The sequence below is a fragment of the Mesorhizobium sp. LNHC229A00 genome, assembly GCF_000502415.1.
GTDB lineage: Bacteria > Pseudomonadota > Alphaproteobacteria > Rhizobiales > Rhizobiaceae > Mesorhizobium.
Genome location: NZ_AYWQ01000010.1, coordinates 72,788 through 93,485, shown reverse-complemented (window position 1 = coordinate 93,485; position 20,698 = coordinate 72,788). Strand labels below are relative to the sequence as shown.

Genomic DNA, 20,698 nt, shown 5'->3' with positions numbered 1-20,698 from the left:
GCGAAGAGCGCAGCGATGAAACAGCTGCTCCTGCTGCGTCACGCCAAATCGAGTTGGGACGACCCTGACCTCGACGATTTCGACCGACCGCTGGCGGAACGCGGGTTGAAGGCGGCCCGGCTGATCGGCCGCGAGCTTGCCGCGCGCGACTGGCTGCCGGATCAGGTGCTGGTCTCGCCGGCGCTGCGCACCCGCGATACCTGGCGGCTGGTGGCGGCGGAACTGCCAGTGCATCCCCGGGTCGCGTTTGCCGAGGCGCTCTACGATGCTGCAGCGGCGGATATTCTGAGTCAGCTACGCAAAGCGGACCCGTCGAGCGGCTGCCTGCTGGTTCTCGGCCACAATCCAGGCCTTGAGGAGCTGGCAAAACGGCTTGCCGGATCGGGATCGGAGGCGAAGGCGCGCAAGAGGCTCGAGAACAAGTTTCCGACAGCAGCCCTCGCGCGCTTCGTCCTTGAAGACGATTGGTCCGGTCTGTCGGCCGCCAGGCTGACACATAGCCTGCGGCCGAAGGACCTGAGCTAGAAGTCTGATGTCGCGGGTGCGGAAGATCAGACCCGCCGCACCCGCGACATCAGTTACCCCAGATGCCCTGGCCAGGCTCAGGCCAGTCGGTGGCGGGCTTGTCGGCGGTCTCGTGTTTAACTTTCAAAACAGGGGCATCTAGCCCGCGAAAAACATCGCCGGCCGCAGCCAAGCCGCATTTGCCTTGCGTTGCGATCGATACTATCGATCATCCGGGTCCGATTGCCGAATGGGATCGTCGATCGAGCCTTGGTGGCCGTTGAGACCGAAAGTGGGCGATGCTGGAACGGCAATAGACATGCGATTGCTGCTTGTGGAGGACAATCGCGAACTGGCGGACTGGCTGGGCAAGACCTTGCGCCAGGCGAACTATGTCGTCGACGTCGTCCATGACGGCGAGGATGTCGAGCACGCGCTTGCCGCCGGCGACCACGCGCTTGTCATTCTCGACCTTGCGTTGCCCCGCATGGGCGGACTGGAAGTGCTGCGCATGCTGCGAGCCCGCGGCAACCGGGTGCCGGTGATCATACTGACCGCCAATGCCAGTCTCGATGGCCGGGTCAAAGGCCTCAACGAAGGCGCCGACGACTATCTGCCGAAGCCCTTCCAGGTAGAGGAGCTCGAAGCGCGCATCCGCGTGCAACTGCGCCGCGCCAATGACCGGACGGCACCGGTCGTTGCCTGCGGAGACCTCGTCTTCGACACCAACACCAGGCTGTTCTCGCTCGGCGGCGAAACACTGGCCCTGACACCGCGCGAACATGCCGTGCTTGAACAATTGATGATCAAGGCGGGACGCACGGTGAGCAAAGCAGCACTGTCGGCGGCGATCTACGATTTCGAGACCGACGCCGATCCAAGCGCCATCGAGATCTATGTGCATCGTGTGCGCAAGAAGCTTGAAGGGTCGCGGGTCCAGATCACCACGTTACGCGGCCTCGGCTATCTCTTGCGCCATGACGACCGCGTGCCATGAGAACGCGCAGCCTGCGCCTGCAATTGCTGGCCTGGGTCGTGCTCCCTCTCGCCGGGCTTGCGGCCATCAATCTGTGGACCAGCCAGCGCAACGCATTGGCGACCGCCGATCTGATCACCGATCGCATGTTGGTCGGATCGGCACGAATGATTGCCGAGCAGGTCGCAATGACCGACGGGGTGATCAACGCCACAGTGCCGCCGGCAGCGCTCGAGATGTTCGACACGGGCGACCGCGACAGGGTCTACTACGGTGTCGAGGCAGCTGGAGGGCGGCTGTTGACAGGCTATCCCGGGCTGCCCAGGACACCCGGACGCCCCAGCATGGAAGCGACCTATCGCGACCAGACGCTGCGGCTGCTGACAATTACGCATGCGGTGGTCGGCGCCGGCGAAGACTCGCCGATATCCGTCACCGTCGGGGTCACGCTTTTCGGGCACGACGCGATGGTGCGGCATCTCTGGTTCAGCGCCTTCACCCAGCAACTGGCGCTGGTGGCGATAGCCGGCGTCTTCGTGCTGCTCGGCCTGCGGCGAGGGTTGACGCCGCTCATCCGGCTGCGCGATGCGGTGCGCTCACCGAAACGCAGCGAACTCGACCCCATCGAAGTCGCCGGTGCGCAGAGCGAAATCCGGCCGCTGGTCGATGCGCTCAACGCCTATATGGAACGGGTGCGGGCGCAGATGGCGGCGCAGCGCCGTTTCATCGCCAATGCCGCGCATCAATTGCGCACGCCGCTGGCGCTGTTGTCGACGCAAGCGAGCTACGCGCTGCGCGAAAACGCTGTCGATGCGCGCCGGGAAGCGCTCATCGCCCTGCAGGCAAGCTCCGCCCGGTTGGCGAGGCTGGCCGAACAGCTCTTGACCTTGTCGCGCGCCGAACCGGGCAGCCGGCGACCGCGCGCCGATCGCATCGACCTGACGCAAGCCGCGCGCCAAGTGCTGGAAACGCATGCGCCGAGGGCCATTGATCGCAACGTCGATCTAGGTCTCGATGAGACTGGCGCCGTACCGGTCATCGGGGACGGCACTATGCTGCGGGAGATGATCGTCAATCTCGTCGACAACGCCCTGCGCTACACACCGGCAGGCGGCACCGTCACCGTCAAGCTCGCCGCCGCCGGCGGCGAGGCCGTGCTGACCGTTACCGACGACGGGCCCGGCATACCTGCCGACGAGCGCGACCATGTCTTCGAGCGCTTCTATCGGCTGACCGGCGAGACCGACGAAGGCAGCGGCCTCGGGCTCGCCATCGTGCGCGAGGTGGTCGAAAATGCGAGCGGTCGCATCACCCTCGCGGATGGCGCGACCGGCGGCCTGGTGGTCGAGGTGCGCCTCCCGTTGGCCAGCGGCTAGGCTACCCGCTCGGATCTGCTTACTGCGTCTCGTGCAGCGGCTGCGGACGCCATTTCGCCAGCCGGTTCTCGACCATCGTCATCAGATATTCCGCGCCCAGCGCTACTACCATGATGATGACGATCGCGGCGTACATGCCCGCGGCGTCGAAGGAACCCTTGGCGATGTTGATCAAGAGCCCAATACCGTAGCGTGAGCCGACGAACTCGCCGACGATGGCGCCGATGATGGCGAAGCCGAAGCTGACATGCAGGCTGGCGAAGATCCAGCTCATCGCCGACGGCACGATCACCGAGCGGGTCAGCTGCCAGTCGGAGGCGCCGAGGATGCGGGCATTGGCGATCATCGCCCGGTCGGCCTCGCGCACGCCCTGGAAGGCGTTGTGGAAGACGACGAAGAACACCATGATGAAGGCCAGCGCCACTTTCGAAGCAAGGCCAAGGCCGAGGATCATGATGAAGATCGGCGCCAGCACCACGCGAGGGATGGAGTTGATAACCTTGATGTAGATGGAAAAAATGTCGGCGGCCATGCGGTTGCGGCCAAGCGCGACGCCGATGATGATGCCGGCAACCGAGCCCGTGACGAAGCCGAGGACGGACTCCTCCATCGTCACATACAGATGGTACCAGAGCGGCCCTTCGGACGTACCTTCCGTCATCCACTCATAGAGCCTCTGCGCGATCGCACTTGGCGTGGCGTAGAAGAACGGATCGATCCAGGCCTTGCGCCCGGCGATTTCCCAGGCGGCGAGGAAGACGATGAGGATGGCATACCGCCAGAAGATCACCGTGCGGCGGCGATGCTGCGCGGCCTTGGCGGCGGCGGCTTCTATTTCGGCGTCCGAGGTTCCCGGCCTGAAACTTCCTGCCCTGATGTCGATGGCGGCATCGGTCATTGTGTCCTCCCTCACGCGGCAGCGCGGGCGTAGCTGGTCTCGACCTCTTCCTTGAGATCGGCCCAGATGGTGCGCGAATAGTCGATGAAGCTTTGCTCGTAACGGATGTCGGCGACGACGCGCGGGCGCGGCAGGTCGATGGTGTAGACCGATTTCACCGTCGCCGGCCCGGCGGTCAGCACGTAGACTTTGTCGGCCAGCGCTATTGCTTCCTCCAGATCATGTGTGACGAAGACGACCGAGGCCCTGGCTTCGGACCACAGACGGAGCAGTTCCTCGTGCATGAGAACACGTGTCTGCACGTCGAGGGCGGAAAACGGCTCGTCCATCAGCAGAATCTCGGGCCCGTTGATAAAGGTCTGCGCCAAGGCGACTCGCTTGCGCATGCCGCCGGAGAGTTGGTGCGGATAGTGATGCTCGAAGCGCGCCAAGCCGACGCGCGCCAGCCAGTCGCGCGCCGCGGCGGTCGCTTCCGACTTGGCCCTGCCACGGAAGAGCGGCCCGGCCATGACGTTCTCGATCACCGTGCGCCATGGAAACAGCGCATCACTTTGAAAGACGAAACCGATGCGGGGATCGATGCCCTTGACGGGTGCACCCATGACCCGGACCTCGCCCGCGCTTGGGCTCGCCAATCCGGTGACGAGGTTGAGGGTGGTGGACTTTCCGCAGCCGGTCGGGCCGACGACGGCGACGAATTCGCCGCGCTCGACGGTCATGGTGAAATCACGGATCGCGGTCAGCGACTTGCCGGTGGGGGACAGGAAGCGGCGGCTGACATTGATCAGCTCAATTGCCGGTGCGCTGTTTTCTTGTGTCATGCTGGGCTAACTCCCGGTTCGAACGAAGGACCGCCGTCGGCCAAGGCCTCCGGGCGTGAAAACCAGACGATGCCGGCGCGAGGCGGTGCATCGCGCCGGCAGACGGGTCACTTCGCGTTTTTGACGAATTCCGTCGTGTAGGTCTTCGACAGGTCGATCTGCTTGCCTTGCAGTTCCTTCTTGAAGGCGGACAGCACAGTCAGCACCGTCTCGGGGCCGCCCTCGGGCATTATACCGTCGGCGGTGAACATCGCCTTGCCGTCATCAAGAGCCTTCACATAGCCTGCCTTGTCACCGACATAGTAGTCCTTCGGCATTTTGTCGGCGATTTCAGCGCCGCTATGGGTATTGATGAATTTCTGCGTCTTGACGAAAGCATTGGTCAGCTTCTGCACCACATCCTTGTGGGCCTCGACCCAGTCCGTCTGCATGTAAAGAGAGGCGGCCGGGTATGTGCCGCCGAGCGCGGCTTTGGTGCCTTCTATCGTACGCATGTCGACAAGGACTTTCGCTTCACCCGTCTTGAGGAGCCGGGTGATGGTCGGTTCAGTCGTCATACCTGCCTGGATCTTGTCCTGTTGCATCGCGGCGATGAACGTATCGCCGGCGCCGACGGGGATTGAGGTGAATTCACCTAGCTTCAAGCCGTTCTTCACGGCGAGGTATTCAGTGAGGAAGTTCGTCGAGGAGCCGAGGCCGGTGACACCAAGGCTCATGCCCTTGAAATCGGCCGGTGACTTGATTTCAGGATGCTTCGTCGAAACCAGTTCGACCTCGCCAGGCGCCTGGCTGAACTGGACAATGGACTCGACGAATTTGCCCTTGGCCTGGAGGTCGATGCAATGGTCGTAGAAACCGACAACGCCTTGCACGGCGCCGGCCAGCATCTCGTTTTCGGCATCGACGCCGGCCGGTTCGTTCAGCAACTCGACGTCGAGACCCTCGTCCTTGAAATAGCCCAGGGCCTCGGTGAGCTTGGCGGGCAGATAGATCTGCTTTTCGTAGCCACCCACCATGATGGAAATCTTTTCGTCGGCCGCCGATGCCACTGCGGCGCCGGTGGCGGTGATGGCAAGCGTCAAGGCAGCGGTGCGCAAGGCACGCTTCGAGATGAAACCGGTCACAAAACTTCCTCCATTTGGGCGGCGGGCTGTGAAGCCGCGCCGCATTCCTCCCTCGCCGACCGTCGCGGGTCGGACATGCGGTGACACCGCAAAACCGTCATGACATGCCCAAGCTTTCAGCTGGCTTTCAGCCGCAAGGCAAAAACGTTCGCAGCGTCACGCCCGAGCGCTCTGCCCCAGCACGTCGCGCATGTCGTATTCGCCGGGAGCGCGGCCCGCCACCCAGAGTGCCGCGGCGATGGCGCCGCGTGCAAACATGATGCGGTCGCCAGCCGAATGCGACACGGTGACGGTCTCGCCCTCGGCGCGGAAGCTGACGCTGTGCTCACCGACGATGCTGCCGCCGCGCGCCACCGCGAAGCCTATCTCGCCCGCCGGCCGCGCGCCGGTGACACCATCGCGGACGCGCCTCGCAACCGTGTCCAGCCGGACGTCGCGTCCGCCGGCAACCGCCTGCCCCAGCATCAGCGCCGTGCCCGAAGGCGCGTCGATCTTGTGGCGATGATGCGCCTCGAAAATCTCCGCATCCCAGTCGTCGGGGTCGAGCGCCCGCGCCGCCTGTTCGACCAATCCGACCAGCATGTTGAGCCCGAGCGAGAAGCTGCCGGAGCGCACGATGGCAATGGCTTTCGCGGCATCGGCGATGGTGGCTATCTCGGCGGTCTCGAAACCCGTCGAGCCAATCACCAAGGCTGGCCCGCCCCTTTCGGCACACAATCTGGCCAGTTCCGCGGAGGCGGCCGGCGTGGTGAAGTCGACGACCACGTCGGCCATGGCAATTGCCTCGTCGCGGCTCACCAGCCCATCGCCGACACTGCCCGGACGGTGAAAGCAGCCGGCGAGCGCCAGACGCGCATCGGCCCGCACCGCATCCGCCATCTGGCGACCCATGCGGCCGAGAGCGCCAGAAATGGCGATCCTGGTCGGCGGCTGCGGCATCGGCTCCTGCTATTTCCACATGCCGCGCATGCGCGCGCCGATGTCGACGCGCACCTCCGGCCGAGGCGCCCTGCCCTGCGCCGCTTGCGCGGCCGGCCACGAAAGCTGCTGGAACGCGGCGAGGATGGAGGCCGGAATGAAACGGGTGCGCGAGGCGTAGACATGGCGGTCGCCGCGTGCCGCCTGGCCATGCGGAAAGAAGCGCTGTGGCATGACGAGGTTGAGACTGTCCTTGGCCCGTGTCATCGCCACGTAGAGCAGCCGTCGCTCCTCCTCGATATCTTCCTTGGTGCCGACACCGAGATCGGCCGGAATGCAGCCGTCGACCGTGTTCAGCACGAACACGTTCTTCCACTCCTGGCCCTTGGCCGAGTGGATGGTCGACAGGATCAAATAGTCCTCGTCGCGGTGCGGAGGGCCGGCCTGGTCGCTGGTTGCATCCGGCGGATCGAGCGTCAGCTCGGTCAGGAAGCGTTCGCGCGAAGCATAGCCCGAGCCGATTTGCTCGAGTTGCAGCAGGTCGGCGCGGCGCGTGATCGCGTCCTCGTGGATGCGCTCCAGATGCGGTTCGTACCACAGCCTGATCTGTTCGAGATCGGCCGGCCATTTGGCGCCGGCGCGCAAGCCGGAATAGAGCGAGACGAAGCCGGGCCAGTCGTCCGCGGCACGCTGCGGCGGACGCCAGCCGGCCAGGCCCATCGCCTCGTCCAGCGCCGACGTCATGGCCTCGACGATCTGCGCGGCGGCGGAAGGGCCGATGCCGGGAAGAAGCTGCAGCACGCGAAAGCCGGCGACACGATCGCGCGGATTTTCGGCAAAACGCAGCACCGCCAGCACGTCCTTGACATGCGCGGCATCGAGGAATTTCAGGCCGCCGAACTTGACGAAGGGAATGTTGCGCCGCGTCAGCTCGATCTCCAGCGGCCCGCTGTGGTGCGAGGCGCGAAACAGCACCGCCTGTGACTTCAGCGCGGTACCGACCTCGCGCTCGGCGAGGATGGTGTCGCAGACGAAGTTCGCTTGCTCGACCTCGTCGCGCACGGTCACTAGTCTTGGCTTATCGGCGGATTTGCGTTCCGACCACAGGTTCTTGGTGAAGCGCTCCGAGGCTTCGCCGATGACCGCATTGGCAGCCGCCAGAATGGTCTCGGTCGAGCGATAGTTGCGCTCCAGCATCACCACATCGGCTGTCTGCGCGAACTGTCTGGGGAAGTCGAGAATGTTGCGCACTTCGGCGGCCCGGAACGAATAGATCGACTGCGCGTCGTCACCGACGACCGTCAGCCCGGCACCGTCGGGTTTCAGCGCCATCAGGATCGAGGCCTGCAGCCGGTTGGTGTCCTGATACTCGTCGACCAGCACATGGTCGAACCGTCCGCCCAGATGCGTGGCGATTTCAGGCTCGGCCGTCATCTGCGCCCAGTAGAGCAGCAAATCGTCGTAATCGAGCACATTCTGCGCCTGCTTGGCGTCGACGTAACCGGCAAACAATTGCTTGAGCTGCTCGGCCCAGCCGGCGCACCAGGGGAAGGCAGACCCTAGTACCTCACCCAGCGGCGCCTGCGCGTTGACGGCGCGCGAATAGATGGCAAGGCAGGTGCCTTTGGTCGGAAAGCGCGCCTCCGTCCTGGAGAAACCGAGTTCGTGGCGCACGAGATTCATCAGGTCGGCGGAATCCTCGCGATCATGGATGGTGAAGGCCGGATCGAGGCCGATCTCCAGCGCATAATCCCGCAGCAGCCGGGCGCCGATGCCATGAAAAGTGCCGGCCCAGGTCAGCGCGTCCGTGATCACCGCGGCGTCGCGGCCGAGCACTTCGCCGGCGATGCGCTCGACACGTCGCGCCATTTCGGAAGCGGCGCGCCGCGAAAACGTCATCAGCAGGATGCGGCGCGGGTCGGCTCCCTTGACGATCAGGTGGGCGACGCGGTGCGCCAGCGTGTTGGTCTTGCCAGAGCCGGCGCCGGCGATAACCAGCAGCGGGCCTGCAATCTTGCCGTCGCCATGTTCGACCGCCTGGCGTTGGGCGTCGTTCAGCCGGGCAAGATAAGCCGGCTGGACGGTCTGTTCCAAAAACGTCGAATCATGGGCGGCGAGGTTCATCGCCCATCAAGCATCGTTTCCGCTTTGTTCGCAACAGAGAAGCAACTCCGCCGATATAGCGGGAGCAATCAGCGCTTCGGGTCAACGCCCATCGACGCCGACTGCCGGCGCAGCGCCTGGCGGTCGTTTGCGGGCGCCGGCAGCAAGAGCGGATCGACACTGTCGGGAACCTCGTCGATCATCTTGCGGGCGAGACGGTAAGTGACAAAGGCCAGCGTGCCAACCAGAAGCAAACGGATCATGCGGCGGTCCTCCTTCGCTGGGTCAACCTGAGGCGGGGGATTTTGTTCCCTCGGAGCAATCGTGCAACCAAACCGACACCACCTCGTTCCGCGGGTGGAGGAAGGAGCCATGAAAAAGCTGGGACTGATCCTCGCGCTGGTGACTTTGGGTCTCTCGGCCTGCGACAACAAATTGCCGCCGACAAAGGCAACTGGGGCCGATCAAGATCTCGCCATTCCTGCCGTGAACAATGCCATTGCCAGCCAGTGAAAAACGATGGCGGGATCTTCAACGCATTGCCGCGATGTATTCATCGATACGCTCGAGGCGGAACTTGGCATTGCGCAACTCGGGGCCTGCGTCCTAGCGCAGCTGTCGTGTCCGCGCCGAGGCGGCGGTCAAATCTTGTTCGAGTTGAGCGATGCGGGCGCGCACCCGCCGTGCTTCATCCTCACGCACCGCCTTTATCCAGCTCCGCCCGCGCATCCTGAACCCGTAGCACCCAAAAACGTGCCACAGCCATGACAGCAAAACCCTAACTTCCGCCAAGCGCGAGCGCTCTAACTTTAAAATCTAATTTAGCGCAGAGGGAAGAAGGCCGGCGCCGCTTGGGAGGTAATCTGATAGCGCCGGCCAGGCGGATATCAGGTCCGCCGCGTGAGCGAGGCTAGCTGAGTCTTGCCGCAGCGTCATGCGAGATCAAGTATTTCGGCCTTCCCGGGCGTTTTTCCCCCGGTAAATGCCGCGAAAAGCGCCCGTGGATTTCAAGTCGCAAGCCGCTGCCTGGCGATGGCGACATGGAAATTGGCGCCGAACAACAGCCCGTCATCGTTGAAGTCGTAGCTGGAATTGTGAAGCGGTGCCGAGGCCTCGCCGTTGCCGAGGAAGACGAAGCAGCCCGGCACGTGGTCGAGGAAGCGGGCGAAATCCTCCGACGCCGTCATCGGCTCGCGGGCGACCGCGATATTGCCGCGTTCGAAAACAGTCCCGGCGGCGGCAAAGGCCGCGTCGACCAGCTCGGCATCGTTGCGCAAAGGCACGAATTCCCTGGTGTAGTTGACCTCGGCGGCAACATTGTAGGCGGTAGCGATGCCTTCGGCGATGATGCGCATCTGGCATTCGATCTCGGCGCTGACCTCGGAGCGGAAGCTGCGCGCGTCGCCAAGGATGCGGGCAAGGCTCGGCAGTGCGTTGCGGGTGCCGTCGGTGATCAGTTCGGTCACCGAAACCACTGAAATGTCGGCCGGACTCAGCCGGCGCGAGACGATGGTCTGCAGGTTGGTAACCAGCGCACAGGCGGCGACCAGCGTTTCCTGACCCGAATGCGGCCGCGCAGCGTGGCCGCCCAATCCCCTGAGCACGATCTCGAAGATGTCTTCGGCCGACATGACCGGGCCGACGCGGGTCTCGAAATGTCCGATCGGCAAGCCCGGCATGTTGTGCAGGCCAAAGATCTCGTCGAAGGGAAAGCGCTGTATCAGGCCGTCGTCGAGCATCGCCAACGCGCCCTTTCCCCATTCCTCCGCCGGCTGGAAGATGAAGCGCACGATGCCGTCGAACCCGCCCTCCTCGGCTAGGAGCTTGGCCGCACCGAGCAGCATCGCCGTGTGGCCGTCATGGCCGCAGGCATGCATGATTCCGGGATTGCCGGAGCGGTATGGCGCGGCCGATTGCTCTGATATGCGCAGAGCATCCATGTCGGCCCGCAACGCGATCGCGCGGTTGCCGCTGCCGCGCTTCAAAGTCCCGACGACGCCGGTGCCGCCGACACCCTCGGCGACATCGTCCAGGCCGAATTCGCGCAGCTTGGCGGCAACGAAGGCCGCGGTGCGCTCCTCCTCGAAGCCGAATTCAGGGTGCGCGTGCAGATCATGCCGCCACCCTGTCATCTCCAGCTTCAGCACATCACGATCGATTTCAGCCATTGCCTGATACCTCCGGATCCGCAAGGTGGGCGACGATATCAAGCAGGATGTTGGCGCCGGCGACAAGCTCGGCATCGGCGGTATGTTCGCGCGGATTGTGGCTGATGCCGCCGGCGCTCGGCACGAAAATCATCGCCGCGGGCGCGAGCCGCGCCATCATCTGCGCATCGTGGCCGGCGCCTGAGGTCATGCGCTTCGATGCGTACCCGCGCTTTTTCGCGGCAGTCTCGATCAATTCGACAATGCTGACATCGAAGATCACCGGCTCGAAGCGGGCCAGCCGCTCGATCGAGATAGTGACGCCATCGTCGGCCGCGAGGTCCTCAAGAAACGCGGCGAGTGCGGCTTCCTCGGCTTGCAGGCGATGCTCGAAAGGGTCGCGCAGGTCGACGGTGAAGACGGCGCGGGAGGGAATGACATTGATGGCGTTTGGCTCGAAACGCATCGTGCCGACCGTTGCAACGGTCGGTGTGTTCGAGGCCTTGGCGCGGTCGTGCAGGAACGTGACGACACGCGCAGCCGCATGCCCGGCGTCATTGCGCATCGACATCGGCGTGGTGCCGGCGTGGTTGGCGACGCCGTCTATGGTGATGCGCTGCCAGGAGATGCCTTGCAGGTTTTCCACAGCACCGATCGGCACGCCTTCGCGTTCCAGAACCGGGCCCTGCTCGATATGCAATTCGAGATAGACATGCGGCTTGAGGAAGCCCGGCTCCTCGTCGCCGGCATAGCCGATGCGGGCCAGTTCCTCTCCCAGCACGCTGCCGTCGGTGCCGACGGCCGCCAGCGCCTCGTCGATACCGACGCCGCCGGCATGGACCAGTGAACCCATCATGTCGGGGGAAAAGCGAACCCCTTCCTCGTTGGTGAAGGCGGCGACCGCGAGCGGGCGCGACGGGACAAGAGCCGACGCCTTCAGAGTCTCGATCACCTCCAGCCCGGCGAGCACGCCGTAGGAGCCGTCATAGATGCCGGCATCGATGACGGTATCGATATGCGAGCCGATGAGGATCGGCGCATGGCCGGCATTCTCCGACACCTGCCAGACGCCGAAGATATTTCCCATGCGATCGATGGCGATTTCGAGACCGGCCTCGCGCAGCCAGCCGACGAAGCGGTCGCGACCCAGCCTGTCGGCGTCGGAGGCGGCCAGCCGCACCAATCGGCCCTCGCCATCACGACCGATGCCGCCGAGCTCGAGGATGCGGCCAAGCAGCCTTTGTGCGTCGATCGAGGTCATTGCATCGATCAAGGTCATTGGATCGATCAAGGTCATGGCGTCGCTCCAGAAAGCACATTACCGGCAAGCACATCCGCCGGACTCATGCCGACGAGTTCGGCATAGCGGTGGGGATCTGTCGCGCCTTCGGTGTTGACGACCAGCACGCGCGAAGTGGCGTCGAGGCCAAGCTCGGCCTTATGATCGGCCATCGCCCGGATCAGCCCGGCAAGGCCGACGCCGCCGCTTTCACCGGCGACGATGGCCGGATCGTTGCCGGCCGGGCGTGCCAGCCGCCGCATCACGGCGATGGCTTCGTCCTCGTCGACGGTCATGAAGGCATCGGCGACGCGTGCCAGCACGCGCCAGGCGACCGGCGAGGCCTCGTAGCATTCGAGCATCGCCATGACTGTCGCCTCGCCATGCGTGATCTTGATCGGATGCCCGGCCTTGGCGGCGCCGAAAACACAGGCGGCACGGGCGGGTTCCACCACCGTGAAAACCGGCCTGGCTTCGCCAAGCACTATGGCGAGATGGCCGGCGACCGCCGCCGCGATGCCGCCGACGCCGGCCTGCACGAAGACATGGGTCGGCGGTTCGGAGATCTGGCCCAGCGCCTCGCGCACGATCGCCGTGTAGCCCTGCATGACGAGGCCCGGAATGCGTTCGTAGCCCGGCCATGACGTGTCGGAAACCACCGTCCAGCCTTTCTCCGCGGCAACGCGCGCCGCCTGCCTGACCGAATCGTCGTAATTGCCGTCGACGCGGATCATCTCCGCCCCATAGCAGGCGATGGCCGCGACGCGCCCGTCGCTGACACCGGCATGGACAAAGATCGCTGCCTTTGCGCCGACAAGCTCGGCGCCTTGCGCGACGGAGCGGCCATGATTGCCGTCGGTAGCGCAAGCAACCGTCATGGTCGCCGCGACCGACCGGACCTCGGGCCGATCGAGATCGCCGACATCGACGGAGCGGCCGAGCCGCTTGCTTGCCTCCTCCAGGACCAGACGGAAGACCGCATAGGCGCCGCCCAGCGCCTTGAAGCTGCCTAGGCCGAGGCGAAAGCCCTCATCCTTGACATGCAAGGTGCCGAGACCGAGTTCGCCAGCCAATGCCGGCAGGGCGTGCAGCGGCGTCGTCAGGTGATTGTCACGGCAGGCAAGGAAACGCTCGACAGTATCCGCCCCGGCGATGCCGACGGTTTCGGCATCGGCCTCGTCCAGCGGCTGGCGATGCAAGGCATGGCGATTGGGCAGGAACATTGGCGGCTCTCCTTGGCGTCGTCCAAGAGAAGATATTGCAAACCCTGCGCAAAAAGCGCCGTATTTTGGCTCTCGAAATGCAAGTTTGTTTCGTCAGGATAACAATGTCTCGGTGGCCAGCCTCACTCGACAGCTTCGATCTGGCCATCCTTGCCATCCTGCAGCGGGACAACACGACGCCGCAACGGCTGATCGGCGAGGCGGTGAACCTGTCGGCGCCGGCGGTGCAGCGCCGCATCAACCGCATGGAGCAGACCGGCGTCATCGCCGGCAATGTCGCCATTGTCGAGCCGGCGGCCGTCGGCCAGCCAATCACTATCTTCGTCGAGGTGGAGCTCGAGAGCGAACGCACCGAACTGATCGACGAGGCCAAGCGGCAATTCTCGGCGGAGCCGCAAGTTCAGCAATGCTATTATGTCACCGGCGAGGCCGACTTCATCCTCGTCATCACCGTGGCCGACATGGGTGCCTACGAGGCGCTGACGCGAAAACTGTTCTTCGGCAGCGACAATGTGCGGAAGTTCCGCACCTTCGTCGCCATGGACCGCGCCAAGGTCGGGTTGACGGTGCCCCTGCCTGGATGAGCCGGTGGCACCCTTGCCACGTTTCTGACATTCTGGATCGCCAATTGGAGGGGAGGCGCGCATGGACGAAACCACGAAAGTCGCGATCATCGGTGCCGGGCCGGCGGGCCTGGCGGTTGCCGCGTGTCTTCGCCAGGCCGGGCAGGATTTCGTCATGCTCGAAAAGGAGCAGCAGGCCGCGACAGCCTGGCGGCGTCACTATGACCGCGTGCATCTGCATACGACCAAGCGTTACTCATCGCTGCCCTTCGTTCCCTTCCCAAGGGATTATCCGCGCTATGTGCCGCGCCACCTCGTGGTCGAATATCTCGACGCCTATGCAAAACGCTTCGACCTGGAGCCCCGTTTCGGCGAAACGGTGCGGGCGGTCGCCCGGGAGGNTGCCCTTCGTTCCCTTCCCAAGGGATTATCCGCGCTATGTGCCGCGCCACCTCGTGGTCGAATATCTCGCCGCCTATGCAAAACGCTTCGACCTGGAGCCCCGTTTCGGCGAAACGGTGCGGGCGGTCGCCCGGGAGGGCCGCGGTTGGCGGGTGGAATCGACCTCCGGCGCCTTACGCGCTTCGCATGTGGTGATCGCGTCCGGCTACAATGCCGAACCCTTGCTGCCCAGATTTGCCGGCCTCAACGCCTTCAAGGGCAAGACGCTGCACAGCGCCGACTATCGCAACGCCGCGCCTTTTGCCGGCCAGCAGGTGCTGGTGGTCGGCATGGGCAATACCGGCGCGGAGATTGCGCTCGATCTGGTGGAAGGCGGCGCCCGACCGACGATCTCGGTGCGCGGCGGCGTTCACATCGTGCCGCGCGAACTTTTTGGCGTGCCGATCCAGATGGTCGGTATGGCGACGCGGCTCGGGCCGCGGCGCATCAACGACGCGCTGTTCCCCGTCATCCTCGATCTGGTGCTGGGAAGGCTGGAGAAGTTTGGGCTCAGACGGCCGAAGCAGGGATTGCTGCAGCAGATCGCCCTTGCGTCGCGCATTCCGGTGATCGATGTCGGCACCATCGGCAAGATCCGGGAAGGTGCGATCAAGGTGGCGCCCGACATCGCCGAAATCTCGGAAAGCGGTGCGCGTTTTGCGGACGGCAAGCACGGCGAATTCGACGCCATCCTCTTCGCCACCGGCTACCGGCCAGGCTATGCCAGGTTCCTCGAACCCGGCGCGGAGCCCGGCCCCAGCGGCGTCAATGCCCGAGCTTCGGATCTCGGCCTCTATCTGGTCGGCTTTCACAATGCGGTCACCGGGCTGTTGCGCGAAATCGGCATCGAAGCCCAGGCGGTCGCCGACGACATCCGCCAGCGGCAAAACAGGAAAAAGGTGGCCGAAACCCTGCCGGTGTGATCCCAGACCGCGCCCTCAATCCACCGCGGGCGATGTCCTGAGCATCATGCCGGCGATCTCCTTCGTCAGTTTGGCGGCGACAAGCGCCGTCATGTTGGAGAGGTCTTGGCTCGGATTGTATTCAACGATATCAGCGGCAACGATCGGCTGGTTGATGCCTTGAATCAGGTTGATGACCTGCCGCGTCGACAGGCCGCCGGGCTCGCGGTGGGAGACGCCGGGCGCAAAGGCTGGATCGAGCCCGTCGAGATCCATCGAGATATAGACCGGCGTCTTGAGATCAAGCGACAGGCTTTCGCCGAAATGAGCGGCCTCCACGGCCTCGACGCCGAAGCGCTTGAACTGATCACGGTGATGGTCGTTCACGGTGCGCAGGCCGATCTGGATCAGTCGGTCGGCTAGCCGTTCCTCCATGATGCGCGCGAATGGCGAGGTGTGCGAACGCGGATTGTCACCGTAGGTATGATAAATGTCGGGGTGAGCATCGATATGCACGATCGTCAGGCTCGGGTGGCGACGGCGCACCGCGCGCAGCACCGGCCAGGAGATCGCATGGTCGCCGCCAAGGCTGATCAGCGGGTGGCCAGCGTCCAGGGCGCGACCGACTTCGCTTTCGATGCGCTGCCAGGGATCGCCAGGTTTGTCGAAGTCGATGTCGCCATGATCAACGAAGCGGCCGGTCAGGTCGAAGCCGGTCTCGCTCCATGAGGAGTAAGCATCGCTGGTGAGTTCGCGCCTGATGAGCGGCGCCGCCTTGGCCGCACCCTGGAGGTAGGACGAATTCTCGTCATGCGGTATTCCCAGAAGCGAAATCGCGCCTGCCATCGACACTCTCCCATTCCGACGGACAAATTGACATCAGGCGCAATCGATACTCGCGGCCGCTATGCACTCAGCTCTTGCGCCCGGCGCAGCCAGACCTTGTTGTCGTGAAAGGCAGCGCCGCCGTAGGGTGCCGGGGCGTCGGCGCCGGTCAGCACATTGATGCCCTCGCCGCGCTCATGCGCGCTGTTCGGCCAGATACCTTCGGCGATCACGACACCGCGCTTGACGCCGCCGAACAATCTGGCGTGCAGCACCACCTCGCCGCGCGTGTTGCCGATTTCGACACGGTCGCCCTCGGCCAGCCCTAGAGCCGCCGCGTCATCGGGATGCAGCAGGAGTTCCGGGCGGCCCTCCTTGGCCTTCGACACCGGTGTTTCGGAAAAGGTCGAGTTGAGGAAGTTGCGCGCCGGCGAGGTCGTCAGCCGGAACGGATGGGCTTCGTCAGCCACCTCGATCAGGTCGACATGATCGGGAAATTCGGGCAATCGCACCACCGGGCCGAACAGGCCCATGCTCTTCGGCGGCCGGTTGGGAGCCGCCTGGCCGGTCCAGTCGGCGCGAAAACGGAATTTGCCATCCGCATGGCCAAAGCCCCGGATGAAATGCGCCGTGTCGAAATCCGGCTGCAGATCAATCCACTTCTGCTCTTCCAAGCTGGCGAAGCTGCCCAAGCCGCGCTTGCCGAGGATGATGTCGATATGCTGCTGCTCGGTCAGCCCGAAGCCCGGCCTGTCGGCGACACCAAGGCGCCCGGCCAGTTGCTCGATGACGAAATGGTTGGTGCGCGGCCCTTCCGGCGGTTCGATCAGCTTGGGGCCGCAGGTGATGTGCTGGTTGCCGCCACCCTTGTAGATATCGTCATGCTCGACAAACATAGTCGCCGGCAGCAAGACGTCGGCCAGCTTGGCCGTGTCCGTCATGAACTGCTCGTGCACGCAGGTGAACAAATCGTCTCGCAGGAAGCCCTGCTTCACCAGCCGCTGCTCGGGCGCGACATTCACCGGATTGGTGTTCTGGATCAGCATCGCCGTCACCGGCGGTCCGCCATAGAGCGCGTCACTGGCGCCGGTCAGCACCGGGCCGATGCGGGAATGGTCGAGATAGCGGATCGAGGGATCGCGCATGCGCGTGCCCTCCAGCACCTCCTGGTTGAGCTTGAAGATGCCGGAATTGGAATGGAAGGCACCGCCGCCCTCATACCGCCAGGCGCCGGTGACGGCGGCGATGCAGGACGCGGCATGCATGTTGACGGCGCCGTTGCGCTGGCGGGCAAAGCCGTAGCCGAGGCGAAAATAGGTCTTTTTCGTCGTGCCGACGAGGCGCGCGAAGGTCTCGATCTCGGCGACCGTCAAACCAGTGATATCAGCCGCCCATTCCGGCGTGCGGGTAACGAGATGCGCCTCCAGGCCCTTAGGATCGTCCGTGTATTTCTGCAGATAGGCGCGGTCGGCCAGGCCTTCGCGAAACAGGACATGCATGACGGCACAAGCGAGCGCGCCGTCGGTGCCGGGCTTCAGGACCAGACCGATGTCGGCCTGCTTCATCGTCGCATTCTCATAAACGTCGATGACCACGATCTTCGCGCCGCGTTCCTTGCGCGCCTTGATGGCGTGGGTCATCACATTGACCTGCGTGACCACGGCGTTGGTGCCCCAGATCACCACGCAGTCGGATTTCGCCATCTCGCGCGGGTCCGGTCCTCGCAGCGCGCCTGCCCCCATCATCCAGCCGGTCCAGGCGAGATTGGTGCAGATCGAGCCGAAGAAGCCCGAGTATTTTTTTGCGTGGCGCAACCTCTCGATGCCGTCGCGCTGCACCAGCCCCATCGTGCCGGCATAGTAATAGGGCNCGCCTTGATGGCGTGGGTCATCACATTGACCTGCGTGACCACGGCGTTGGTGCCCCAGATCACCACGCAGTCAGATTTCGCCATCTCGCGCGGGTCCGGTCCTCGCAGCGCGCCTGCCCCCATCATCCAGCCGGTCCAGGCGAGATTGGTGCAGATCGAGCCGAAGAAGCCCGAGTACTTTTTCGCGTGGCGCAACCTCTCGATGCCGTCGCGCTGCACCAGCCCCATCGTGCCGGCATAGTAATAGGGCCAGACCGTCTCCGAGCCGTACTTCGCTTCGGCCGCGTCGAATTTCTCGGCGATGAGGTCGAGTGCGGCCTCCCAGCTCGCTTCCTGCCAGACGCCCTCGCCCTTGGCGCCCTTGCGCACCAGCGGCTTCAGCAGCCGATCGGGATGATGGACGCGGTCGGCATAGCGGGCGACCTTGGCGCAGACGACGCCCGACGTGTAGCTGTTGGCCTTCGCGCCATGGACCCGGCCGATGCGGTTGCCGTCGAGCAGTTCGACCTCGAGAGCACAGGTCGACGGGCAATCATGCGGACAGGCCGAATGGCCGATGCGGAGGTTGGCGTGCTGGTTCATGGGAGCAAACTACCCGTTTACGACGGTCAGGTGTAGGGCCAGATAGCGCCTTCCCTCCTCCCTTGCGGAGAAGGTGGATCGGCGTGATAGCGCCGAGATGTTGAGGGCGTCTTAGCGGATGAGACGCTGGCGTTCCCTGGCATACCCTTCATCCGACCTCGCTTCGCGAGGCCACCTTCTCCCCCAACGGGAGAAGGAGAAGCGCTCATCCTACTCCGCCGTGCCTTGCTCATATTCGGCCGACATGGTCAGCCATTTTTCCTCGTGGCCTGCCAGCGTCTGCGCAAGCTGCGAGCGCTCCTTGGCGAGCCGCGTCGCGGTCGAGGGATCCTTTTCGTAGACCGCCGGATTGGACAGCTCGTCCTCGATGCCATCGATGCGTTTGCGGATGCGATCCATCAGCGCTTCGGTGGCGCGGATTTCCTTGGCCAGCGGCTCAAAGGCGGCGCGGCGTGCGGCCGCGTCGCGGCGTCGGTCGGCTTTTGAAGCCTTGTCCGCTTCGCGCTTGCCACGGCGGTCGCCGGAGACGCCGGTGACCAGCGTCTTGTAGTCCTCCAGGTCGCCGTCATAGGGATTGACCGCACCGTCCTTGACCAGCCACAGCCTGTCGGCGGTCGCTTCCAGCAGATGGCGGTCGTGCGAGATCAGGATAACGGCGCCGGGGAATTCGTTCAGCGCATGGATCAGCGATTCGCGGCTATCGATGTCGAGATGGTTGGTCGGCTCGTCGAGGATGAACAGGTTCGGCCCCTCGAAGGCAGACAGGCCCATCAGAAGGCGCGCCTTCTCGCCACCGGACAGATCCTTGGCGGGCGTATTCATTTTCTCGGTCGTGAGGCCGAACTGGGCGACGCGGCCGCGCACTTTCGATTCGGGCGCCTCCGGCATCAGCCGGCGGACGTGCTCATAGGCATTTTCCTCAGGACGCAGATCGTCGAGCTGGTGCTGGGCGAAGATCGCCACCTTCAAACCCGGCGCCACCGTCATGGTGCCGGTCTCCTGCTTCAGACGACCCGACAGAAGTTTGGCGAAGGTCGACTTGCCGTTGCCATTGGCGCCGAGCAGCGCGATGCGGTCGTCGGCATCGATACGCAACGTCATCTTCTTCAGGATAGGCTGACCCTCGGTATAGCCGACATTGACGTTGTTCAGCGCCACGATCGGCGAGGCCACGGTCTTCACAGGCTCGGGGAAAGAGAATGGCCGTACCGTGTCGTTGACGATGGCCGAGATCGGCTTCATCTTTTCCAGCGCCTTGATGCGCGACTGTGCCTGCCTTGCCTTGGATGCCTTTGCGCGAAAACGCTCGACGAAGGATTCCATGTGCTTGCGGGCGGCTTCCTGCTTGACCCGGCCCTTTTCCTGCAATTCCTTCTGCTCGGTATACTGGCGTTCGAACTGGTCGTAGCCGCCGCGCCAGAACGTTAGCTTCTTCTGGTCGAGATGAACGATCGAATTGACGGCACGGTTGAGCAAATCTCGGTCGTGCGAAATCAGAAGCACCGTGTGCGGATACTTTGAAACATAGTTCTCAAGCCACAACGTCCCTTCAAGGTCGAGATAGTTGGTCGGTTCGTCGAGCAGCAGAAGGTCGGGCTCTGAAAACAGCACGGCGGCCAGTGCAACGCGCATGCGCCAGCCGCCTGAGAAGGAGGAGGCCGGACGGCGCTGCGCGGCGTCGTCGAAGCCTAGGCCGGCCAGGATGGTGGCCGCGCGAGACTCGGCTGAATGGGCGTCGATATCGGCCAGCCGCATGTGGATGTCGGCGATGCGGTGCGGATCGGTGGCGGTCTTTTCCTCGTCGAGGAGCGCGGAACGTTCGAGGTCGGCCTTGAGCACGATCTCGATCAGCGGGTCCTCGGTGCCGGGCGCTTCCTGCGCCACCTGACCGATCCGCGTATTCTTCGGCAGGCTGATCGAACCCGTCTCGGAGGGGAAATCGCCTGTTATGGCCCTGAACAGCGTCGTCTTGCCGGTCCCGTTGCGGCCGACAAGACCGGCCTTGGTGCCGGCCGGCAGGGTGAGCGAGGCGTGGTCGAGTAGCAGGCGCCCCGCCATGCGGAGCGAGAGGTCGTTGATGATAAGCATGGCCGCGCTTTTGCACTGGACATCAACGCTTCGCAAGACCTTGCGGGCCAGTTGGCCG

Annotated in this window: 18 protein-coding genes and 2 pseudogenes; 7 read left to right on the top strand and 13 right to left on the bottom strand. The window is 64.2% G+C overall.

All coding sequences use genetic code 11. The annotated features are described in order from the left end of the window. The first annotated feature begins 15 nt into the window (after positions 1 to 15). The 3 genes from X742_RS149475 (at position 16) to X742_RS149485 (ending at position 2,856) form a co-directional block, all read left to right on the top strand. Positions 16 to 525, top strand: a complete 510-nt coding sequence (locus X742_RS149475; protein WP_023773451.1) for a histidine phosphatase family protein — start codon at positions 16 to 18, stop codon at positions 523 to 525. A gap of 298 nt (positions 526 to 823) precedes the next feature. Further along, positions 824 to 1,501, top strand: a complete 678-nt coding sequence (locus X742_RS149480; protein WP_023773450.1) for a response regulator — start codon at positions 824 to 826, stop codon at positions 1,499 to 1,501. After that, positions 1,498 to 2,856 carry a sensor histidine kinase gene (locus X742_RS149485; RefSeq protein ID WP_023773449.1) on the top strand — a complete coding sequence of 453 codons (1,359 nt, stop codon included), beginning with the start codon at positions 1,498 to 1,500 and terminating at the stop codon, positions 2,854 to 2,856. The genes X742_RS149480 and X742_RS149485 overlap by 4 nt, the downstream gene beginning before the upstream one ends. Before the next feature lie 19 nt (positions 2,857 to 2,875). On the opposite strand, the gene X742_RS149490 is transcribed toward X742_RS149485, so the two are convergent. The 6 genes from X742_RS149490 to X742_RS1000000174855 all read right to left on the bottom strand — a co-directional run bounded on the left by X742_RS149490 (position 2,876) and on the right by X742_RS1000000174855 (position 8,983). Beyond that, positions 2,876 to 3,754, bottom strand: a complete 879-nt coding sequence (locus tag X742_RS149490) for an ABC transporter permease (RefSeq protein ID WP_023773448.1) — start codon at positions 3,752 to 3,754, stop codon at positions 2,876 to 2,878. 11 nt (positions 3,755 to 3,765) lie between these two features. Continuing rightward, positions 3,766 to 4,575, bottom strand: a complete 810-nt coding sequence (locus tag X742_RS149495) for an ABC transporter ATP-binding protein (RefSeq protein WP_023773447.1) — start codon at positions 4,573 to 4,575, stop codon at positions 3,766 to 3,768. 107 nt (positions 4,576 to 4,682) lie between these two features. Continuing rightward, the gene (locus X742_RS149500; protein ID WP_023773446.1) at positions 4,683 to 5,699 is read right to left on the bottom strand and encodes an ABC transporter substrate-binding protein; all 1,017 of its coding nucleotides are present in this window, start codon (positions 5,697 to 5,699) and stop codon (positions 4,683 to 4,685) included. Between the two features lie 156 nt (positions 5,700 to 5,855). Beyond that, a complete protein-coding gene (gene dapB / locus X742_RS149505) occupies positions 5,856 to 6,638 on the bottom strand; it encodes a 4-hydroxy-tetrahydrodipicolinate reductase (protein WP_023773445.1) in 783 nt (260 codons plus the stop codon). 9 nt (positions 6,639 to 6,647) lie between these two features. After that, positions 6,648 to 8,741 (bottom strand): ATP-dependent helicase, encoded by a 2,094-nt coding sequence (locus X742_RS149510; RefSeq protein ID WP_023773444.1) that lies wholly within the window; start codon positions 8,739 to 8,741, stop codon positions 6,648 to 6,650. A 68-nt stretch (positions 8,742 to 8,809) separates the two neighbouring features. Continuing rightward, complete coding sequence (locus X742_RS1000000174855; RefSeq protein ID WP_023773443.1) at positions 8,810 to 8,983, bottom strand: hypothetical protein; 174 nt, start codon at positions 8,981 to 8,983, stop codon at positions 8,810 to 8,812. Positions 8,984 to 9,092: 109 nt separating this feature from the next. Between X742_RS1000000174855 and X742_RS1000000174850 the strand changes: the two genes are divergently transcribed. Continuing rightward, positions 9,093 to 9,233: a hypothetical protein gene (locus X742_RS1000000174850; RefSeq protein ID WP_023773442.1), complete on the top strand. Its 141-nt coding sequence runs from the start codon at positions 9,093 to 9,095 to the stop codon at positions 9,231 to 9,233. Between the two features lie 494 nt (positions 9,234 to 9,727). Here X742_RS1000000174850 and X742_RS149515 read toward each other — a convergent pair whose 3' ends face one another. From X742_RS149515 to X742_RS149525, 3 genes are read right to left on the bottom strand one after another with little or no spacing between them, the layout of a single operon-like run. Further along, on the bottom strand, positions 9,728 to 10,888 hold the full coding sequence (locus tag X742_RS149515; protein ID WP_031248137.1) for a M20 aminoacylase family protein: 1,161 nt from the start codon (positions 10,886 to 10,888) through the stop codon (positions 9,728 to 9,730). Next, a complete protein-coding gene (locus X742_RS149520) occupies positions 10,881 to 12,128 on the bottom strand; it encodes a Zn-dependent hydrolase (RefSeq protein ID WP_023773440.1) in 1,248 nt (415 codons plus the stop codon). Before X742_RS149520 ends, X742_RS149515 begins: the two co-directional genes overlap by 8 nt. A 32-nt stretch (positions 12,129 to 12,160) precedes the next feature. Then, a complete protein-coding gene (locus X742_RS149525; protein WP_023773439.1) occupies positions 12,161 to 13,369 on the bottom strand; it encodes a diaminopropionate ammonia-lyase in 1,209 nt (402 codons plus the stop codon). Between the two features lie 104 nt (positions 13,370 to 13,473). On the opposite strand from X742_RS149525, the gene X742_RS149530 reads away from it, so the two are divergent. The 3 genes and pseudogenes from X742_RS149530 to X742_RS0137445 all read left to right on the top strand — a co-directional run bounded on the left by X742_RS149530 (position 13,474) and on the right by X742_RS0137445 (position 15,296). Beyond that, positions 13,474 to 13,953 carry an Lrp/AsnC family transcriptional regulator gene (locus X742_RS149530; RefSeq protein WP_023773438.1) on the top strand — a complete coding sequence of 160 codons (480 nt, stop codon included), beginning with the start codon at positions 13,474 to 13,476 and terminating at the stop codon, positions 13,951 to 13,953. Between the two features lie 61 nt (positions 13,954 to 14,014). Continuing rightward, positions 14,015 to 14,332 (top strand): annotated as a pseudogene (locus X742_RS1000000172690) (FAD-dependent oxidoreductase); the annotation flags it as partial. Then, the gene (locus tag X742_RS0137445; RefSeq protein WP_348524180.1) at positions 14,232 to 15,296 is read left to right on the top strand and encodes an NAD(P)/FAD-dependent oxidoreductase; all 1,065 of its coding nucleotides are present in this window, start codon (positions 14,232 to 14,234) and stop codon (positions 15,294 to 15,296) included. The pseudogene X742_RS1000000172690 and the gene X742_RS0137445, both read left to right, overlap by 101 nt. Positions 15,297 to 15,311: 15 nt before the next feature. Here X742_RS0137445 and X742_RS149535 read toward each other — a convergent pair whose 3' ends face one another. From X742_RS149535 to X742_RS149540, 4 genes and pseudogenes are all read right to left on the bottom strand, one after another. Next, positions 15,312 to 16,121: an agmatinase family protein gene (locus tag X742_RS149535; RefSeq protein ID WP_031248133.1), complete on the bottom strand. Its 810-nt coding sequence runs from the start codon at positions 16,119 to 16,121 to the stop codon at positions 15,312 to 15,314. A 59-nt stretch (positions 16,122 to 16,180) separates the two neighbouring features. Next, complete coding sequence (locus X742_RS0137440; RefSeq protein ID WP_245275575.1) at positions 16,181 to 17,947, bottom strand: molybdopterin-dependent oxidoreductase; 1,767 nt, start codon at positions 17,945 to 17,947, stop codon at positions 16,181 to 16,183. A 23-nt stretch (positions 17,948 to 17,970) separates the two neighbouring features. Next, positions 17,971 to 18,552 (bottom strand): annotated as a pseudogene (locus tag X742_RS1000000172685) (molybdopterin-dependent oxidoreductase); the annotation flags it as partial. A 210-nt stretch (positions 18,553 to 18,762) separates the two neighbouring features. Further along, complete coding sequence (locus X742_RS149540) at positions 18,763 to 20,640, bottom strand: ABC-F family ATP-binding cassette domain-containing protein (protein WP_023773436.1); 1,878 nt, start codon at positions 20,638 to 20,640, stop codon at positions 18,763 to 18,765. Positions 20,641 to 20,698 lie beyond the last annotated feature (58 nt).

What these genes read in the sequence shown, in the direction of transcription:
- X742_RS149495 (WP_023773447.1), bottom strand. Translation starts at nt 4,575, where the DNA reads ATGACACAAGAAAACAGCGCACCGGCAATTGAGCTGATCAATGTCAGC.
- X742_RS0137440 (WP_245275575.1), bottom strand. Translation starts at nt 17,947, where the DNA reads ATGGGGCTGGTGCAGCGCGACGGCATCGAGAGGTTGCGCCACGCAAAA.
- X742_RS149485 (WP_023773449.1), top strand. Translation starts at nt 1,498, where the DNA reads ATGAGAACGCGCAGCCTGCGCCTGCAATTGCTGGCCTGGGTCGTGCTC.
- X742_RS149540 (WP_023773436.1), bottom strand. Translation starts at nt 20,640, where the DNA reads ATGCTTATCATCAACGACCTCTCGCTCCGCATGGCGGGGCGCCTGCTA.
- dapB (WP_023773445.1), bottom strand. Translation starts at nt 6,638, where the DNA reads ATGCCGCAGCCGCCGACCAGGATCGCCATTTCTGGCGCTCTCGGCCGC.
- X742_RS1000000174850 (WP_023773442.1), top strand. Translation starts at nt 9,093, where the DNA reads ATGAAAAAGCTGGGACTGATCCTCGCGCTGGTGACTTTGGGTCTCTCG.
- X742_RS149535 (WP_031248133.1), bottom strand. Translation starts at nt 16,121, where the DNA reads ATGGCAGGCGCGATTTCGCTTCTGGGAATACCGCATGACGAGAATTCG.
- X742_RS149510 (WP_023773444.1), bottom strand. Translation starts at nt 8,741, where the DNA reads ATGAACCTCGCCGCCCATGATTCGACGTTTTTGGAACAGACCGTCCAG.
- X742_RS149520 (WP_023773440.1), bottom strand. Translation starts at nt 12,128, where the DNA reads ATGACCTCGATCGACGCACAAAGGCTGCTTGGCCGCATCCTCGAGCTC.
- X742_RS149490 (WP_023773448.1), bottom strand. Translation starts at nt 3,754, where the DNA reads ATGACCGATGCCGCCATCGACATCAGGGCAGGAAGTTTCAGGCCGGGA.
- X742_RS149515 (WP_031248137.1), bottom strand. Translation starts at nt 10,888, where the DNA reads ATGGCTGAAATCGATCGTGATGTGCTGAAGCTGGAGATGACAGGGTGG.
- X742_RS149475 (WP_023773451.1), top strand. Translation starts at nt 16, where the DNA reads ATGAAACAGCTGCTCCTGCTGCGTCACGCCAAATCGAGTTGGGACGAC.
- X742_RS149530 (WP_023773438.1), top strand. Translation starts at nt 13,474, where the DNA reads ATGTCTCGGTGGCCAGCCTCACTCGACAGCTTCGATCTGGCCATCCTT.
- X742_RS149480 (WP_023773450.1), top strand. Translation starts at nt 824, where the DNA reads ATGCGATTGCTGCTTGTGGAGGACAATCGCGAACTGGCGGACTGGCTG.
- X742_RS1000000174855 (WP_023773443.1), bottom strand. Translation starts at nt 8,983, where the DNA reads ATGATCCGTTTGCTTCTGGTTGGCACGCTGGCCTTTGTCACTTACCGT.
- X742_RS149525 (WP_023773439.1), bottom strand. Translation starts at nt 13,369, where the DNA reads ATGTTCCTGCCCAATCGCCATGCCTTGCATCGCCAGCCGCTGGACGAG.